This window comes from Herbaspirillum sp. GW822-FHT03A08, assembly GCF_058801885.1.
On record NZ_JBXANR010000001.1, the window covers coordinates 656338 to 674865 of the forward strand.

Below are 18528 nucleotides of genomic sequence, written 5' to 3' on the forward strand. Positions count from 1 at the left end.
CGCTCGCCGAAAGTGATTTGCGGCGACGCTTCATCAGTATCAGCAGCCGGATCAGCCACCTCAGCCGTCACCGATTTCCAGAATTTAACTGAAAACAACTTATGTCGAACAACGAATCCTCCAAGCCAAACAAGCCGGGCAAACCTGAAGGCAAGCCGGTCAGCAAATATCCGGTCAACATGACCGAAACCGCTTTCCCGATGCGCGGCGACCTCGCCAAGCGCGAGCCGCAATGGGTCAAGGAATGGCAAACCAAGAAACTGTATCAACGCATCCGCCAGGCATCGGCCGGTCGCCCGAAGTTCATCCTGCACGACGGCCCGCCGTATGCCAACGGTGAAATCCATCTGGGCCACGCCGTCAACAAGATCCTGAAAGACATGATCGTCAAGGCCCGCAACATGGCCGGCTTCGATGCGCAATACGTGCCGGGCTGGGATTGCCACGGCATGCCGATCGAAATCCAGATCGAAAAGAAATACGGCAAGAACCTGCCTGTGGCGGAAGTGCAAGCCAAGGCGCGCGCGTACGCCAACGAGCAGATCGAGCTGCAGAAGAAGGATTTCATCCGCCTCGGCGTGCTGGGCGAATGGGACAACCCGTACAAGACCATGAACTTCTCCAACGAAGCCGATGAGCTGCGCGCGCTCGGCACCATCCTGGAGAAGGGTTATGTCTATCGCGGCCTGAAGCCGGTCAACTGGTGTTTCGACTGCGGCTCGGCATTGGCGGAAGCGGAAGTGGAATATCAGGACAAGCGAGATCCGGCGATCGACGTCGGCTTCCCGTTTGCGGAACACGACAAGATCGCGAAGGCCTTCGGCCTGAGCAAGCTGCCTACCGACAAGGGTTATGTCGTCATCTGGACGACGACGCCATGGACCATCCCGTCCAACCAGGCGCTGAACGTGCATCCGGAATTCGACTATGCGCTGGTGCAGACCGAGCGCAACGGCGAACCGACGCTGCTGATCCTGGCCAACGACCTGGTGGAATCCTGCCTGCAACGTTTCGGACTGGAAGGCAAAGTCATTGCCACCGCCAAGGGCGAGGCGCTGTCGCTGATCGCTTTCCATCATCCGCTGGCGACCGCCGACAAAGGTTACGACCGCCTGTCGCCGATCTACCTGGGCGACTACGTGACTGCCGACAGCGGCACCGGCATCGTTCACTCGGCGCCTGCTTACGGTATCGAAGACTTTATCTCGTGCAAAGCGCACGGCATGAAGGATGACGACATCATCAGCCCGGTCATGGGCGATGGCCGCTACGCCTCGTCGCTGCCGCTGTTTGCCGGCCTGACGATCTGGGAAGCCTCGAAGCCTATCTGCGCCAAGCTGGAAGAAGTCGGCACGCTGTTCAAGCTGGTGATGTTCGATCACAGCTATATGCACTGCTGGCGCCACAAGACGCCGATCATCTATCGCGCCACGTCGCAATGGTTCGCGAGCATGGACAACACGCCGAAGGACGGAGGCAAGAGCCTGCGCGAAACCGCGCTGCAAGGTATCGAAGACACCGCCTTCTTCCCATCGTGGGGCAAGGCGCGCCTGCACGGCATGATCGCCAACCGTCCCGACTGGACGCTGTCGCGCCAACGTCAATGGGGCGTGCCGATGGCCTTCTTCGTGCACAAGGAAACCGGCCTGCTGCATCCGCGCACGCCTGAGCTGCTGGAACAGATCGCCCAGCGCATCGAGCAAGGCGGCATCGAGGCATGGCAGGCGCTGGATCCCAAGGAATTGCTGGGCGACGAAGCCGATCAATACCTGAAAAACAAGGACACGCTGGATGTCTGGTTCGATTCCGGCTCGACCCATCAGACCGTGCTGCGCGGTTCGCACGAGCAAGAGTTGCAATTCCCGGCCGACCTGTATCTGGAAGGCTCGGACCAGCATCGCGGCTGGTTCCACTCCTCGCTGCTGACCTCCTCGATGCTGAACGGCCGCGCGCCCTACAAGGCGTTGCTGACCCACGGCTTTGTGGTCGACGGCGAAGGCCGCAAGATGTCGAAGTCGCTTAAGAACGGTGTCGAACCGCAAAAAGTGGCCGACTCGCTGGGCGCGGAAATCCTGCGTCTCTGGGTGGCGTCGAGCGATTACTCCGGCGAGATCTCGATCTCCGACGAAATTCTCAAGCGCGTGACCGAGGCCTATCGCCGCATCCGCAACACGCTGCGCTTCCTGCTGGCCAACACGGCTGATTTCGATATGGCCAAGAACGCCGTGCCGGTCGCCGAGATGCTGGAAATCGACCGCTACGCGATCGCCAACATGGCCAATCTGCAAAAGGAAATCCTGGCGCATTACGAGACCTACGAGTTCCACCCTGTAGTCTCCAAGCTGCAGATGTATTGCTCGGAAGACCTGGGCGGCTTCTACCTCGACATCCTCAAGGATCGCTTGTACACCAGCGGCGTCGATTCGCACGCACGCCGTTCGGCGCAAACCGCGATCTGGCACATCACCCAGGCGCTGCTGCGTCTGATGGCGCCGACGCTGTCGTTCACTGCGGAAGAAGCCTGGAGCTTCTTCGCCAGCAAGGAAGCCTTTGCCGAGAGCAGCGAAACCATCTTCTCGCAAACCTATTACACGCTGCCGGAAGTGGCGCAAGCCGATGCGCTGGTCGCCAAATTCAACGTGCTGCACGAAGTGCGCGCAGCCGTGACCAAGCAACTGGAAGAAGTCCGCATCGCCGGCAACATCGGCTCGTCGCTGCAGGCGGAAGTCGAACTCAAGGTCAGCGGCGATAAAGTGGCGCTGCTGCAAAGCCTGGGCGATGATCTGAAGTTCGTGCTGATCACGTCGGCGGCCAAGGTCACTGCAGTGGCGGCGGAAGCCGATGAGGCCATCATCGTGACGCCGTCGGCCAATCAGAAGTGCGAACGCTGCTGGCATTACCGCGCCGACGTGGGTTCGCATGCCGAACACGCCGGTCTGTGCGGCCGTTGCGTCGCCAATCTGTTCGGCAGCGGTGAAGACCGCCACTTCGCTTAAGCATCAGGCAATCCGGCACGCGACGAAAAGTGCGCGCCGGATTTCTTCAATGACCTCATCCACGTCCGCATTCACCACACATGGCTTCCAATAAAAAACGCCTCATGCCCAGCTCCAGCAATAACAACAGCCTGTTGCCATGGCTGGGTATTTCGCTGATCGTGCTGCTGCTGGATCAACTGTCCAAGATCACGATTCTCAAGCTGTTCCACTACGGCGAATCGCGTCCGGTCACCGGCTTCTTCAATCTGGTGCTGGTCTATAACAAGGGCGCGGCATTCAGTTTCCTCGCGGCCGAGTCGGGCTGGCAACGCCATCTGTTCACCGCCATCGGCATCGGTGCGGCGATCTACATCATTTACCTGCTGCGCAAGCATGCCGGCCAGCGCATGTTCTGCTGGGCGCTGGCATTGATCCTGGGCGGAGCCATCGGTAACGTAATCGACCGTGTCGTCTACGGTCACGTCATCGACTTCCTCGACGTCTTCGTAGGCAGCTGGCACTGGCCGGCGTTCAACATCGCCGATAGTGCGATCTGCGTGGGTGCGGTATTGTTCGTGCTGGATGAATTGCGCCGCGTCGGCAAATAAATGACGAACGGCAAGGCTGCGGTTGATTGCTGCAGCGTTGTGAATGAGTTCTATAAGGAGTAAGGCAATGGATCTCGCTGGCAAAAAAATCCTTCTCGGCCTGACCGGCGGCGTGGCGTGCTATAAGGCTGCAGAGCTTGCACGCGGCCTCGGCAAAGCCGGCGCGTCGGTGCAAGTCGTCATGACGCAGGCGGCAACGCAGTTCATCACGACCATCACCATGCAGGCGCTGACCGGCAATACGGTCTACACCGATCAATGGGATGCGCGCATTGAGAACAACATGCCGCACATCGATCTGACGCGCGGCATCGATGCAATCGTGATCGTGCCCTGTTCCACCGATTTCATTTTCAAACTGGCCCACGGCGCTTGCGACGACCTGCTGTCGACGCTGTGCGTGGCGCGTCCGCACGGCGTGCCGCTGATGATCGCCCCAGCCATGAACGTCGAGATGTGGCAGAACCCGGCGACCCAACGCAACATCGCACAGGTGCAGCAGGACGGCATCAAGCTGCTCGGTCCCGATTCGGGCGACCAGGCCTGCGGCGAAGTCGGCTATGGCCGCATGCTGGAACCTGAACAACTGCTGGAAGAAATCATCGCCGCCTTCCAGCCCAAGCTGCTGGCCGGCCGCCGCGTGCTGCTGACGGCGGGACCGACGTTCGAGCCGATCGATCCGGTGCGCGGCATCACCAATCTGTCATCCGGCAAGATGGGCTACGCACTCGCACGCGCAGCGCGCGAAGCCGGCGCCGACGTCGTGCTGGTATCCGGTCCGACGGCTTTGGATACACCTTACGGCGTGCGCCGTATCGACGTACAGACCGCTCAACAGATGCATGACGCGGTCTTTGCCAACGTCTCGGGACAGGACATTTTCATCGCGGTGGCGGCAGTGGCCGACTGGCGCGTGGCCAACGTCAGCAACCAGAAGATCAAGAAGAACGCAGACGACGACAGCCTGCAATTGTCCTTCGAACAGAATGCCGACATCCTCGCCGATGTCGCCGCGTTGCCGAAGCGTCCGTATTGCGTGGGCTTTGCGGCCGAATCTGAAAACCTCGAACAATACGGCGCCGCCAAGCGCGTGAAGAAAAATATTCCTCTGCTGGTCGGCAACATCGGCCATCAGACTTTCGGCAAGGACGAAAATGCGCTGACGCTATTCGACGACAAAGGCAACACCAGCCTGCCGCGCGCCGACAAGCAGACGCTGGCGCGGCAACTGGTGCGCGAAATTGCGCATCGCCTGTCTACATCAGGCACACACTAATTCGGCACTGACTTTCAACTTAACGACTTTTGTTCCCATGAAAACTATCGACGTCAAAATCCTCGACCCGCGCATGAAAGATCAACTGCCTGCCTACGCCACCGCCGGTAGCGCCGGTCTGGACCTGCGCGCTTGCCTGGACGCGCCGCTGACGATTGCTCCGGGAACCACGCATCTGATCCCGACCGGCCTGGCGATCCACGTGGCAGATCCCGGCTATGCCGCGATCATCCTGCCGCGTAGCGGCCTGGGCCACAAGCACGGCATCGTGCTGGGCAATCTGGTCGGTCTGATCGATTCCGATTATCAAGGTCAGTTGATGGTCTCCACATGGAACCGCGGCCAGACCGAGTTTGTCCTAAACCCCATGGAGCGCCTGGCACAACTCGTGATCGTTCCCGTCATGCAGGTCGGCTTCAACGTGGTTGAAGAGTTCGACAGCAGCGAGCGCGGCGCAGGCGGCTTCGGCAGCACCGGCAAACACTAAGGAATCTTAAGGAGTATTGGATGCGCGCAAGTCATCAGGGATATTGGGGAAAAATAAAAATAGCGCTGGCCGTCGTTCCGGCAGCATTACTCGCAGCATGCGTCACACCGCAGGATGGCACTACCCTCAATACACCGGCGCCAACCACGACCGCACCGGTCGCTGTGAAGCCGCCGGTGCTGACGCCCGATCAGATCGCCTTGCGCGCGCTGACGGCGCAGCAGGACCGCCTGTACAACGTCGCGGCGCCGCTGCTGACCAGCAACGCGCCGCTGTGCCGCGGCAACGCGCGCAACCTGCTTGGTTTCACCGCCAAGAACAAGTATTCGTATCCGACCGAGTTCGTCAATGCAGCGCAATCGCTGGGTTTTGACGACCGCCTGCAAGTCACCGGCGTATTGCCCGGCAGCGGCGCCGCCAAGAGCGGCATTCAACGCGGCGACGTGTTGCTGGCGGTTGCCGACAAACCATTGCAGCAAGGTCCTGACGCCGAGCGCCAGGCCGCCAATCTGCTGGGACCGCTGGTCACCAACGGCCGTGCACCGATCAAGCTGACCGTGATGCGCAACAAGACGCAGCAAAACGTGATCGTGCCGTTGACGCTGGCCTGCGCCTTCAGCATCGAGCTGGGCAACGCCGACAACGTCAATACCTACGCCGACGGCCGCCGCGTGCTGATCACGCGCGGCATGATGAATTTTGCGAAGTCGGACGAAGAACTGGCCTATCTGATCGCCAAGGATATGGCGCACAACTCGCTGGGACATGCCATTCGCCAGCGCATGGTGGCGACCACCGGTAGCGTGATCGATAACCTGATGCGTGCACAACCGGATCCTACTGCGACAGCAGGCACCGGCGGCATTCGTCCGTATCCGCAGGATCTGGACGCCGCTGCTGACAATTTGGCCCTGTACATGCTGGTACGTGCCGGCTACAGCATCGACGGCTACGCGGCCTTCTGGCAGCGCCTTGCTTCGCAGTATCCCGCCAGCGTACCGAACGGTTACACGGCGCTGCATCCGGCGACAGCTTATCGCATGACCATGATCGACAAGTCGACACAGGCGCTGAAGGCAAAACAGGCCACCGGGAAGCCGCTGACGCCGTGATGTGAATGCGGTGATGCATCGGGTGCACCCGGGTGCCATCGCACGCGTCAGAGTAGCTTCTGGTTCGCCTGAGCGACGCAACAAGACGAGCAACAAAGTAAAAAGGCCGGAACGATTAAACGTTCCGGCCTTTTTCTTGGTCCTGCTGCTTACTGTTCCGGCACACCTTGCGACGCGCCGGCATTGTCGAGACGGCTTATTCGACTTCCAGCTTTTCCTGCGGCTCTTCCGGCGGAGGCGTCGGATCGTCGCCTTCGGGGAATTCCAGCTTGACCTGATCTTTGTCGTCGAGCTCGACGGTGACACGACCGCCATTGACCAAGCGGCCAAACAGCAATTCGTCGGCCAGCGCCTTGCGGATCATGTCCTGGATCAGACGCGACATCGGACGCGCGCCCATCAACGGATCGAAGCCCTTCTTGCTCAGGAACTTGCGCAGCGTGTCCGAGAATACGGCTTCCACCTTTTTCTCGTGCAGTTGCTCTTCCAACTGCATCAGGAACTTGTCGACCACACGCAGGATGATTTCTTCGTCCAGCGCACGGAAGCTGATGATGGAATCCAGACGGTTGCGGAACTCCGGCGTGAACATACGCTTGATATCCGCCATCTCGTCGCCGGCTTCCTTCTTGTCCGTGAAACCGATCGAACGCTTTTGCAGGCTTTCTGCGCCAGCATTCGTGGTCATCACGATGATGACATTGCGGAAGTCGGTCTTGCGGCCGTTGTTATCGGTCAGCGTGCCGTGATCCATCACCTGCAGCAGGATATTGAAAATATCCGGATGCGCCTTTTCGATTTCATCCAGGAGCAGCACAGCGTGCGGCTTCTTGGTGATCGCTTCGGTCAGCAGGCCGCCCTGGTCGAAACCGACATAGCCTGGAGGCGCGCCGATCAGACGGCTGACTGCATGACGCTCCATGTATTCGGACATGTCGAAACGAATCAGCTCGATGCCGAGGATGAATGCCAGTTGCTTCGCCACTTCGGTCTTGCCCACACCGGTCGGACCGGAGAACAGGAAGGAGCCGATCGGCTTGTCAGTCTTGCCCAGGCCGGCACGCGCCATCTTGATGGCCGACGCCAAGGCTTCAATCGCCGGATCCTGGCCGAACACAACGTTCTTGAGGTCACGATCGATCGTTTGCAGCTTGGTGCGGTCGTCCTGATTAACGGATTGCGGCGGAATACGCGCGATCTTGGAGATGATCTCTTCGATCTCGGATTTGCCGATAGTCTTCTTCTGCTTCGACTTCGGCAGGATGCGTTGCGCTGCACCGGCTTCATCGATGACGTCAATCGCCTTGTCGGGCAGATGACGGTCGTTGATGAAGCGCGCTGCCAGCTCGGCTGCCGAGGTCAGCGCCGAAGCGGAATACTTCACGCCATGATGCTCTTCGAACTTGGACTTCAAACCACGCAAAATCTGGATGGTCTGCTCGACGGTCGGCTCGTTGACGTCGATCTTCTGGAAGCGACGCGACAAGGCGTGGTCTTTTTCAAAAACGCCGCGGAATTCGGTGTACGTGGTCGCGCCGATGCACTTCAGCTGACCGCTGGACAACGCCGGCTTGAGCAGATTCGATGCGTCCAGCGTACCACCAGAGGCCGAACCGGCACCGATGATGGTGTGGATTTCGTCGATGAAGAGAATGCCGTTCGGGCTGTCCTTCAATTGCTTGAGGACGGCTTTCAGGCGCTGCTCGAAATCGCCGCGATACTTGGTGCCGGCCAGCAGAGCGCCCATGTCAAGCGAATACACGACGGCGTTCTTGAGGATCTCCGGCACATCGCTTTGCGTGATGCGCCATGCCAGGCCTTCGGCGATGGCAGTCTTGCCGACGCCGGCTTCGCCGACCAGCAATGGGTTGTTCTTGCGGCGGCGGCAGAGTGTCTGGATCACGCGCTCGACTTCGGCATCGCGACCGATCAGCGGGTCGATCTTGCCTTCTGCGGCAGCCTTGTTCAAATTCTGGGTGAACTGATCGAGAGGACTTTCCTTTTGCTGGCCTTCGGTCTGCACGTCTTCCGCTCCTTCAGGCGCTTTTTGCGAATCGACTTGCTGATCCTTGCGCACACCATGAGAAATGAAATTGACTACGTCCAGGCGGGTTACGCCCTGTTGATGCAGATAATAGACAGCGTGCGAGTCCTTCTCGCCGAAGATGGCAACCAGCACGTTGGCGCCGGTCACTTCCTTCTTGCCGTTGGAAGCCGACTGCACGTGCATGATCGCGCGCTGGATCACACGTTGGAAACCCAGCGTCGGTTGCGTGTCGACTTCATTGGTGCCGGGAACAGTCGGCGTATTGTCGGTAATAAAATTCGTCAGCGTCTTGCGCAGATCATCAATATTGACCGAGCACGCACGCATTACTTCCGCTGCTGACGGATTGTCCAGCAAGGCGAGGAGCAAATGCTCTACCGTGATAAATTCGTGACGGGATTGTCTAGCCTCAACAAAGGCCATGTGCAAACTGACTTCCAATTCCTGCGCAATCATGCTTCCTCCATCACGCACTGCAGGGGGTGCCCTGCTTTCCTAGCGTGGGTTAATACGAGTTCAACTTTTGTGGATGCGATATCTTTCGGATACACACCACACATACCTTTCCCATCGCGGTGAACTTTGAGCATAATCTGCGTCGCTGTTTCACGGTCTTTGTTGAAGTACTCCTGAATGACTGCGACGACGAATTCCATCGGCGTATAGTCATCGTTCAACAACAATACTTGGTACATAGGAGGCGGCTTGAGCTTCTGCTCCTGCCGCGCCAGGACTGTACCGTTATCATTATCGTGCTTGGTTGCCATGCATCTATTCTAAAACTATCAATCAACTGTGCAACGCACAACGATGAAGAAAATATCCAAATTAAATTAGATATTACGCGTTTTCCTGATAGTCCGCAGATAACGCTTATTTATCGTAAATCAAGAGGCGTCCTTCCCATCGAGTGAACAAAAGCTTAATAATTCCACTGAAAACAGCTTGACTTTTGTATTTTTAACGAGAACAATGGAATTCATTGATAAGTAGTTACTGCTTGTTAATACGAAGGGGGCAAGTTTAAGGGGGGCTGCGGACGTTTTAATCTCGCGAGGCTTCTTGCTTTAACGGCTCGTGTGATTTTTTATTAATTGAAAGATGCTTTTATGGCAACAGGTACAGTCAAGTGGTTCAACGATTCTAAGGGCTTTGGCTTTATCACCCCGGACGACGGCGGTGAAGATTTGTTCGCACACTTCTCGGCAATCCAGATGAACGGCTTCAAGACCCTCAAAGAAGGTCAAAAAGTTCAGTTCGAAGTCACGCAAGGCCCCAAAGGCAAGCAAGCTTCCAACATCCAAGCCCCTTAATCTCGTATTAAGTTGCTTCTAAAAAGCTCCTGTTTCGACAGGAGCTTTTTTTATGCCTGTTCTTTGTGCCTGTGGTACGTGCTGAAAATAAGACGGCAATAAAAAAGGCCGGTTGCCCGGCCTTTTTCAGCATCGCTCCAGTTGCCGACGAACTGCGAATCACATATTTTCGATTACGGCATCACCGAAACCGGAGCAAGACACCTGCGTCGCCCCCTCCATCAGGCGCGCAAAGTCATAAGTCACCTTCTTCGACGAAATCGTTGTTTGCATCGCCTCGACGATGATAGCGGCAGCTTCAGTCCAGCCCATGTGGCGCAACATCATTTCCGCCGACAGGATCAGCGAACCCGGATTGACGTAATCCTTGCCCGCATAGCGCGGCGATGTACCGTGCGTGGCCTCGAACATCGCCACCGAGTCAGACATGTTGGCGCCGGGAGCAATACCGATGCCGCCGACCTGTGCCGCCAGCGCATCCGAGATGTAGTCGCCGTTCAGGTTCAGCGTCGCGATGACGCTGTACTCGGCCGGACGCAACAGGATCTGCTGCATGAAAGCGTCGGTGATCGAATCCTTGACGATGATGTCGCGGCCGGTCTTCGGATTTTTCACCCGCACCCATGGGCCGTCATCGATGATCACACCGCCAAACTCCTTCTGCGCCAGGGCATAGCCCCAGTCGCGGAAGCTGCCTTCGGTGAACTTCATGATGTTGCCTTTGTGGACCAGGGTTACCGAAGGCTTGTCGTGGTCGATCGCATACTGAATCGCCTTGCGCACCAGACGCTCGGTGCCCTCTTGCGACACCGGTTTGATACCGAGGCTGGAGGTCTCAGGAAAGCGCAACTTCTTGACGCCCATTTCCCTGACCAGAAAATCGATCAGCTTCTTGGCGCCTTCCGAACCGGCCTGCCATTCAATGCCGGCATAAATGTCTTCCGAGTTTTCGCGGAAGATGACCATATTGGTTTTCTCAGGCTCGCGCAGCGGTGACGGCACGCCTTTGAAGTAGCGCACCGGGCGCAGGCAGACATACAGATCCAGTTGCTGGCGCAGCGAGACGTTGAGCGAGCGGATGCCACCGCCGACCGGGGTGGTCAGCGGGCCTTTGATCGAAACGATGTATTCCTTGACGGCGGCAACGGTTTCTTCCGGTAACCAGACGTCGTCGCCGTACAATTTGGTCGATTTTTCGCCGGCGTAGATTTCCATCCAGCTGATCTTGCGCTTGTCGCCATAGGCCTTCTCGACCGCTGCATTGACGACCTTGAGCATGACAGGCGTCACATCGCTCCCGGTGCCGTCGCCCTCAATGAATGGAATGATCGGATTGTCCGGAACATTGAGGGAAAAGTCTGCATTGACGGTAATTTTCTTACCTTCAGACGGCACGTTGATATGTTGGTACATCGTTGTCTCCGACAATTAAACTAAACTGAATGAAGCGAAATGCGTGAGTGGCCGCTGCTGGCCATTCTGAACCAGAATCCCGCAAGCGGCATCAGGAAATCGGGGCGAGTCAGATATCGAGCCACCAGGCAAGTTGTGACAGTGTTGCCGCATCCAGGCCGCGCAAAACATCTGCAGAAAATAAAGCAACGTCTTATATAAGACATAAGATACCACTTTTATCGTGCACGAGTATTTTACTGAATGTCGTGCCTTTGCAATACCCAGGCTGTAACATTTACCCTTGGCGCACTGCCGCATCCATTACCGCCGCATATTCGACTCAACACCTCTTCCACTCAAGCATGCCTCTGATCTTGTTCAACAAACCGTTTCAGGTCTTGTGCCAGTTTTCGGCACACCCTGAACGCGACACGCTGGCCAATTACCTGGACATTCCCGACATCTATCCCGCCGGCCGCCTCGATGCCGATAGCGAAGGCCTGATGCTGCTGACCGACGATGGTGAATTGCAGCATGAGATCAGCCACCCCAAACGCAAACAGCCGAAAGTTTACCTGGTGCAAGTAGATGGCGTCCCCGACCGTGAGGCATTGGACCGCCTGCGCAATCCACTCGATCTGGGCGATTTCGTCACGCAACGGAGTGAAGTGAAGCATGTCGAGGAGCCGGCATGGTTGTGGCCGCGCAATCCGCCGATACGCGTGAGACAGAGTCAGCCGACCAGTTGGCTGACCATCAAGATATCGGAAGGAAAAAACCGTCAGGTGCGCCGCATGACGGCGGCAGTCGACCTGCCGACCTTACGCCTGGTACGCATCGCGATCGGCCCGTTTTCTCTTCACACACATCCACTGATGCCGGGAGAATGGAAGGCCGTGGAGCCATCTGAACTACGCCGCCAAACCTGACAATAGACTGACTAAAAACCCTCATACTACGCGGGATGCAAAGAAATTTTCTTTTTTGGAATTTTCTGTCAACCAAGCTTTCTGCGCGTCGTTATTGGCAATGATTCACGAGAATCACCGTTTTCTTAACATGTTAAATTTGAAGGACTGCAAAATGAAAAAATTGATCGCCGCTCTGATCGCTGGTCTGTTCGCCACTTCCGTGTTCGCACAAGCTGCAGCTCCTGCTGCTCCAGCAGCTCCAGCTGCTGACGCTGCTGCTCCTGCTCCAAAGGCAAAGAAAGCGAAGAAGAGCCACAAGGCTAAGAAGGCAAAGAAGGCTGCTCCAGCTGCTGACGCTGCTAAGTAATCTGGCTTTTGCATCACTAAAAGGCAGGCTTGTCCTGCCTTTTTTCATTTCTGAATCCGAGTCAAATGCATCCGCTGCCGGATCTGCAGATGCTTCACGCCTCATGACTGCCACCGATACGCCACCGGCAATCTCTATCCTCGCTATAATCCGCTGATCGTCCGTCACCATCACATCAAATCATCATGCGCCGTTCACTTGCACTGCTCACCGCACTTGCTGCTTTCGCGACCGCCCTTCCGTCTTACTCCCAGCAACTCCAGAAATTCCCCACCACCACGCTCAATGCCGGCCTGTATCTGATCAAGGCGGAAGTCGCCTCGACCGAGGCACAGCGCGAACAAGGGCTGATGTTCCGGGACAAAATGGGGGCCAATGAAGGCATGGTATTCGTATTCGGCCAGCCAGCCGGCGTCTGCATGTGGATGAAGAACACGCTGATCCCCCTGTCGGTCGCCTTCATGGACGAAACCGGCAAGATCATCAACATCGAAGAAATGAAGGAGCAAACCCTGGATTCGCATTGCGCGACCAAGGCGGCGACTTACGCTCTGGAAATGAACAAGGGCTGGTTCAAACAAAAGAACATCAAACCAGGCACCGTGATTGAAGGTTTACCGCGTTAAACGGCTGACAAGCCCGTGATGCTCAGAGCAACGTCACGGCGCTGAGTTCGCCACCACTGCCCCTAGAAGCCTTTGGAAGCCAGGATTGATTGCTTCGCCTCCAGAGAACGCACGCCGATAGCACCGGAAACAACATTCCCTGACTGCAACAACACCTGGAAATGCAAAAACCCGCCAAATCGCTTGGGCGGGTTGATGTTTTTGAATCAATATCGCTATCGATTCAACATTGCGCAGATCTTCGCCGAAGCAAAGACCCGATCAGCAACAAGAATTAAGCAGCCAGTGCCTTCAGGGCAGCAGCCAGACGGCTCTTGTGGCGAGCAGCCTTGTTCTTGTGAATGATTTTCTTGTCAGCGATGCTATCGATGGTCGAAACCGAAGCCTGGAACACGGAAGCCGCAGCAGCCTTGTCGCCTGCTTCGATTGCCTTACGAACAGCCTTGATTGCTGTACGCAGAGTCGAACGTTGGCTGGAGTTGTGCGCGTTTTGCTTAACAGCTTGACGAGCACGTTTGCGTGCTTGTGCGGTATTTGCCATGAATAATTATCCTAAATCGAGATCGAGAGCATCGCAATCTTGATAACTTGCGAGGCGGAATTCTGTAAAGCCACGGATTATAACCATTTTTCATCAAACTAGCAAATACAGCCTCACTATCGCCTCTCGCCTGTTGCAAACCAGTCAGATTTCCATATGACAACAAACCCGGCAACAACATTTCCCGCCTTGCCGAACCTTCGCGCCCTCACCTCCTCAAACGCCATCATCCCGGCCGACAATGGCATCAAAGCGCCTGTCCCAACAAAAACGAAAGCTATAATGCCGTCCCATGAACTTGCATAAAACGCTTGCCACCGTCTCTGGCATGACGATGCTCTCCCGCATTACCGGCCTCGCAAGAGAAATCCTGTTCGCACGCGCATTCGGCGCCTCCGCTTATACGGATGCGTTCAACGTCGCGTTCCGCATCCCCAACCTGCTGCGCCGCTTGTTCGCCGAAGGCGCCTTCTCGCAAGCCTTCGTCCCGATTCTCGCTGAATATAAGAACCAGAAAGGCGACGCCGCCACCAAAAACCTGGTTGATCATGTGGCAACGGTACTGATATGGGTCATGCTGGCCACCAGCATCGTCGGCATTCTCGCTACGCCGGTGATCGTCTATTTCATCGCAACCGGTCTCAAATACAATCAGGGCGCTTTCGACGCCTCTGTGATGATGACGCGGATCATGTTTCCGTATATTGGCTTCATGGCCTTTGTCGCGCTGGCCGGCGGCATCCTCAACACCTGGCGCGAATTCAAGATCCCGGCCTTTACGTCGGTGCTGTTGAACGTATCTTTCATCGTCGCGTCGCTGTTCGTCGCGCCTTACATGGATCAGCCGATCTATGCGATGGCGTTTGCGGTCTTCGTCGGCGGTGTATTGCAAGTCGCGCTTCAGATTCCTGCACTGACCAAGATCGGCATGCTGCCGCGCCTGTATCTCAATCCGATGATCGGCCTGTCTGACGAAGGCGTCAAACGTGTGCTCAAGAAGATGGGGCCAGCGGTGTTCGCGGTCTCGGCCGCGCAGATCAGCCTGATGATCAATACCAACATCGCTTCACGTCTGGCACATGGCAGCGTGTCCTGGTTGTCGTATGCCGACCGTCTGATGGAATTTCCCACCGCGCTGCTCGGCGTCGCGCTCGGCACGATCCTGTTGCCAAGCCTGTCCAACGCGCATGCCGAGAACGACATGGCGGAATATTCCTCCCTGCTCGACTGGGGTCTGCGCCTGACCTTCTTGCTGGCGCTGCCCTGCGCCGTCGGCCTGGCGACGCTGTCGGAGCCGCTGACCGCAACGCTGTTCCATTACGGTAAATTCGATACGGTGTCGGTCGCCATGACCAGCAATGCACTGGTCGCCTACGGCGTCGGCCTGATCGGCCTGATTCTGGTGAAGATTCTTGCGCCCGGCTTCTATGCCAAGCAAGATATCCGCACGCCGGTCAAGATCGCTATCGGTGTGCTGATCGCCACGCAGTTGATGAACTACATTTTTGTGCCGTGGATTGCCCATGCCGGTCTGGCCTTGTCCATCGGACTGGGCGCCTGCCTGAATGCGGCATTTCTGTTCTGGGGACTGCGCCGTCGCAATATCTACACGCCGCAACCGGGCTGGCGCATGTTCCTGATCAAATTGACCGGTGCCCTGTTCCTGCTGGCCGGCGTTGCGCTGGCGGTGGCGCGGCATTTTGACTGGATCGCCATGCGCGCGCATCCGGCCGAACGCGTGGGCGCGCTGGTGCTGGTGTTTGCGGCCTGCGGCATCGCCTATTTCGGCGCGTTGATGGCGATGGGTTTCCGTTTCCGCGACTTCAAGCGTATCGGTCGCTGATTGGTCGTTCACCTGAATTATTTGCCGGCAATGTTGCTTTAGCGCCCCATTGCCGGACAAACATTTCACAAGCGCGCATATTTTGATAGCATGATCGACATATGACGCTTACACCGCTCGAATATTTTTCTTCGCTGGTTCGTCAAGACGACTCGATTCCGCTATTTGAATCGGCTCTGGCGTTGGGCCAGGATGCATATCCCGATCTGGATTTTTCCGCCTGCCAGATCGAGATGGACACTTTAGCGCTCAAGCTGAAGCAGCGTCTTTCCGCCGATGCATCGCATATTCAAAAACTGCGCATGCTGAACCATTTCTTTTTTCAGGAATTGGCCTTCGCCGGCAACATCAACAATTATTACGATCCCGACAACAGCTATATCCATCGCGTCATCACCTCGCGCCGCGGCATTCCGATTTCGCTGGCTGTGGTGTACATGGAACTGGGCCAGCAGATCGGCCTGAACATGAAGGGCATCTCCTTCCCCGGCCATTTCCTGATGAAGCTGTCGGTACAGTCCGGCGACATCGTGCTGGATCCGATGAACGGTTCCAGCCTCTCGCGCGAAGAGCTGGAAGAGCGGCTGGAACCCTATCTGGAGCAACAGGAATACGGCGACGAATTACCGCTTGCCGCGTATCTGCGGGCAGCGCATCCACGCGAAATTCTCACCCGCATGCTGCGCAATCTGAAGGCGATCTTCACCGACGCGCAACGCTGGCAGCGCGTGCTCGATGTACAGGAACGTCTGGTGATTTTATTGCCGGATGAAATTACTGAGCGCCGCGACCGCGGGCTGGCATATGCAAACATGGCGGAGCCGCAAGCTGCGCTGGACGATCTGGAAGCCTACCTGGCGTTGCGTCCCGATGCGGAAGACGCCGACATCATGCGCGAGAAACTACCGGAATTGCGCCATGCAAGCCGGCGTCCCAATTGATATTGAAGACACCGGCCCTGCACGACTGATCAGCCCTTCGAACGCGCTTCGATCACTTCCCAGCGCTCGAGATTTTCCAGCAACAAACCGTCGATTTCAGCAAAGCGCGCATTCAGGCGCACTGCTTCGTCCGCTCCTTGCTTGTACAAATCCGGATCGGCCAGCTTGGCGGAAATCGCCGCCTGCTCTTCTTCCAGTTGGGCGATCAGTTTGGGTAACTCTTCCAGCTCGCGCTGTTCCTTGTAGCTGAGCTTCTTCGGCTTGGCTGTTGCGGCAGCAGTCGCTGCCTGCACTTCCACCGGCTTGACTTCAGGCTTGTTGTCCGCTTTCTTCGCCGTCGCCTGCATGTTGGCGCGCACGCGCTCCCAGTCGCTATAGCCGCCGACATACTCGCGCCATACGCCGTCGCCTTCGGAGGCAATCACCTGCGTCACTACGTTGTCGAGGAAGGTGCGGTCATGGCTGACCAAAAACACGGTGCCGGTATATTCTTCCAGCAGTTCTTCCAGCAATTCCAGCGTATCGATATCGAGATCGTTGGTCGGTTCATCGAGCACCAGCACGTTGGCCGGCTTGGCGAACAGGCGCGCCAGCAGCAAACGGTTGCGCTCGCCGCCAGACAACGTGCGTACTGGTGAACGTGCGCGTTCCGGTGCGAACAGGAAGTCGCTCAGATACGTCATGACATGCTTGCGCTGACCGTTGACTTCTACCCAGTCACTACCCGGTGCAATGGTTTCGGCCAGGCTGGCTTCTTCGTTGAGCTGAGTACGCATCTGGTCGAAGTACGCGACCTGTAATTTGGTGCCTTGGCGCACGGTACCGGCATCTGCGGTTTCTTCGCCGAGAATGAGCTTGAGCAATGTCGTCTTGCCGGCGCCGTTCTGGCCGATCAGGCCAACTTTGTCGCCGCGCATGATGGTGCCGGTGAAATCGCGCACGATGGTCTTCGGACCATAAGCCTTGCTGACATTTTCAAGTTCCGCCACGATCTTGCCGGAGCGCTCGCCGGAAGAAACTTCCAGCTTGACCTGCCCCTGGCGGTCGCGGCGCGCGCTGCGCTCCAGGCGCAAGGATTCCAGACGGCGCACACGGCCTTCGTCGCGGGTACGACGCGCCTGTACACCCTTGCGGATCCAGACTTCTTCCTGTGCGAGGAATTTGTCGAACTTAGCGTTTTCCACTTCTTCGTTGGCCAGCAGCTCGGCCTTGCGCGCCTGATAGGTGCTGAAGTTGCCGGGGAAAGACAGGATCTTGCCGCGGTCCAGTTCGATGATGCGGGTCGCCACGTTATCGAGGAAGCTACGATCATGGGTGATGAACAGCACGCTGCCCTTGTAGTCGCGCAGCAGCGCTTCGAGCCACAGGATGGAGCCGAAGTCCAGATGGTTAGTCGGCTCATCCAGCAGTAGCACATCGGGAGCGCCAACCAGGCCGCACGCCAGCGCCACACGCTTTTGCATACCGCCGGACAGTTCGCCGATCAGCGAGTCGCCCTTCAGGTTGAGCTTGTCGAGCGTCGTTTCGACCTTATGATTCAGACTCCAGGCGTCCGCTGCGTCGAGCTTGACCTGAATGTCGTGCATGCGCTCCATCAGTGCGTCGTCGTTGTCGCCGCCGAACTGGCCGGTCAGCGATTCATATTCGGCCAGCAGCGCCGGCAACTCGCCGAGGCCGGAAGCGACCGCGTCGAAAATCGACATCTCTGCGGGGAAATGCGGCTCCTGATCGACGTAGGCAATCTTCAGCCCTTGCTGCATCACCAGCAGACCGTCGTCCAGCTTGGAAACGCTGGCGATGATTTTCAGCAAGGACGACTTGCCGGTGCCGTTGCGGCCGATCAGACCGACCCGTTCGCCGGTTTCGAGGGAAAACTCCGCGCGATCGAGAAGCGCAACGTGTCCGAATGCGAGCTGCGCATTGGAAAGAGAGATGACTGCCATAAGTATGCCGAGGGGTGAAATCGAAGGCCGGGCAGAACTGCTTTGCCGCGACTGAATTAAGAAGAAAGACCGCATTGTACCGATTGCGCGCGGGCTTGGTGAATCTAACGTCGATCTGCGCACGATCTTCCTCTCGTAAC

16 protein-coding genes are annotated in these 18528 nt (G+C 57.2%); 11 read left to right on the plus strand and 5 right to left on the minus strand.

From position 1 onward, the window contains the following. The first annotated feature begins 101 nt into the window (after positions 1-101). The 5 genes from ileS (at position 102) to AC1RN6_RS03105 (ending at position 6461) form a co-directional block, all read left to right on the plus strand. Positions 102-2996 (plus strand): isoleucine--tRNA ligase, encoded by a 2895-nt coding sequence (gene ileS / locus AC1RN6_RS03085; protein ID WP_493002945.1) that lies wholly within the window; start codon positions 102-104, stop codon positions 2994-2996. Between the two features lie 80 nt (positions 2997-3076). Beyond that, entirely contained in the window at positions 3077-3586 is a 510-nt protein-coding gene (gene lspA / locus AC1RN6_RS03090) for a signal peptidase II (RefSeq protein WP_493002948.1), read from the plus strand. A 67-nt stretch (positions 3587-3653) separates the two neighbouring features. Beyond that, positions 3654-4862, plus strand: coding sequence for a bifunctional phosphopantothenoylcysteine decarboxylase/phosphopantothenate--cysteine ligase CoaBC (gene coaBC, locus AC1RN6_RS03095; RefSeq protein ID WP_493002950.1), 1209 nt, complete (start codon positions 3654-3656; stop codon positions 4860-4862). A 37-nt stretch (positions 4863-4899) separates the two neighbouring features. Then, entirely contained in the window at positions 4900-5349 is a 450-nt protein-coding gene (gene dut / locus AC1RN6_RS03100; protein ID WP_007880233.1) for a dUTP diphosphatase, read from the plus strand. A 20-nt stretch (positions 5350-5369) separates the two neighbouring features. After that, the gene (locus AC1RN6_RS03105) at positions 5370-6461 is read left to right on the plus strand and encodes a M48 family metalloprotease (RefSeq protein WP_493002951.1); all 1092 of its coding nucleotides are present in this window, start codon (positions 5370-5372) and stop codon (positions 6459-6461) included. A gap of 196 nt (positions 6462-6657) precedes the next feature. On the opposite strand, the gene clpA is transcribed toward AC1RN6_RS03105, so the two are convergent. Together clpA and clpS are read right to left on the minus strand one after the other, a co-directional pair. Further along, complete coding sequence (gene clpA / locus AC1RN6_RS03110) at positions 6658-8964, minus strand: ATP-dependent Clp protease ATP-binding subunit ClpA (protein WP_493002952.1); 2307 nt, start codon at positions 8962-8964, stop codon at positions 6658-6660. Beyond that, entirely contained in the window at positions 8961-9275 is a 315-nt protein-coding gene (gene clpS, locus AC1RN6_RS03115) for an ATP-dependent Clp protease adapter ClpS (protein ID WP_007880228.1), read from the minus strand. The genes clpA and clpS overlap by 4 nt, the downstream gene beginning before the upstream one ends. A 342-nt stretch (positions 9276-9617) precedes the next feature. On the opposite strand from clpS, the gene cspE reads away from it, so the two are divergent. Beyond that, positions 9618-9821: a transcription antiterminator/RNA stability regulator CspE gene (gene cspE, locus AC1RN6_RS03120; RefSeq protein ID WP_009665919.1), complete on the plus strand. Its 204-nt coding sequence runs from the start codon at positions 9618-9620 to the stop codon at positions 9819-9821. 159 nt (positions 9822-9980) lie between these two features. On the opposite strand, the gene icd is transcribed toward cspE, so the two are convergent. After that, positions 9981-11234 carry an NADP-dependent isocitrate dehydrogenase gene (gene icd, locus AC1RN6_RS03125; protein WP_493002954.1) on the minus strand — a complete coding sequence of 418 codons (1254 nt, stop codon included), beginning with the start codon at positions 11232-11234 and terminating at the stop codon, positions 9981-9983. Positions 11235-11578: 344 nt separating this feature from the next. Here icd and AC1RN6_RS03130 point away from each other — a divergent pair, with 344 nt between their 5' ends. The 3 genes from AC1RN6_RS03130 (at position 11579) to AC1RN6_RS03140 (ending at position 13120) form a co-directional block, all read left to right on the plus strand. Continuing rightward, entirely contained in the window at positions 11579-12145 is a 567-nt protein-coding gene (locus tag AC1RN6_RS03130; protein WP_493002955.1) for a pseudouridine synthase, read from the plus strand. 154 nt (positions 12146-12299) lie between these two features. Further along, positions 12300-12494: a hypothetical protein gene (locus AC1RN6_RS03135; protein WP_050476083.1), complete on the plus strand. Its 195-nt coding sequence runs from the start codon at positions 12300-12302 to the stop codon at positions 12492-12494. A gap of 185 nt (positions 12495-12679) precedes the next feature. Then, positions 12680-13120, plus strand: a complete 441-nt coding sequence (locus AC1RN6_RS03140; protein WP_050475698.1) for a DUF192 domain-containing protein — start codon at positions 12680-12682, stop codon at positions 13118-13120. 274 nt (positions 13121-13394) lie between these two features. Here the strand turns inward: AC1RN6_RS03140 and rpsT are convergent, their stop codons facing one another. Next, positions 13395-13661, minus strand: a complete 267-nt coding sequence (gene rpsT / locus AC1RN6_RS03145) for a 30S ribosomal protein S20 (RefSeq protein WP_050475697.1) — start codon at positions 13659-13661, stop codon at positions 13395-13397. Between the two features lie 292 nt (positions 13662-13953). Between rpsT and murJ the strand changes: the two genes are divergently transcribed. Further along, positions 13954-15504, plus strand: a complete 1551-nt coding sequence (murJ, locus tag AC1RN6_RS03150; RefSeq protein WP_493002956.1) for a murein biosynthesis integral membrane protein MurJ — start codon at positions 13954-13956, stop codon at positions 15502-15504. A 101-nt stretch (positions 15505-15605) separates the two neighbouring features. Then, complete coding sequence (locus AC1RN6_RS03155) at positions 15606-16445, plus strand: SirB1 family protein (protein ID WP_050475695.1); 840 nt, start codon at positions 15606-15608, stop codon at positions 16443-16445. A 29-nt stretch (positions 16446-16474) separates the two neighbouring features. Here the strand turns inward: AC1RN6_RS03155 and AC1RN6_RS03160 are convergent, their stop codons facing one another. After that, a complete protein-coding gene (locus AC1RN6_RS03160) occupies positions 16475-18388 on the minus strand; it encodes an ATP-binding cassette domain-containing protein (RefSeq protein ID WP_493002957.1) in 1914 nt (637 codons plus the stop codon). Positions 18389-18528: the final 140 nt, after the last annotated feature.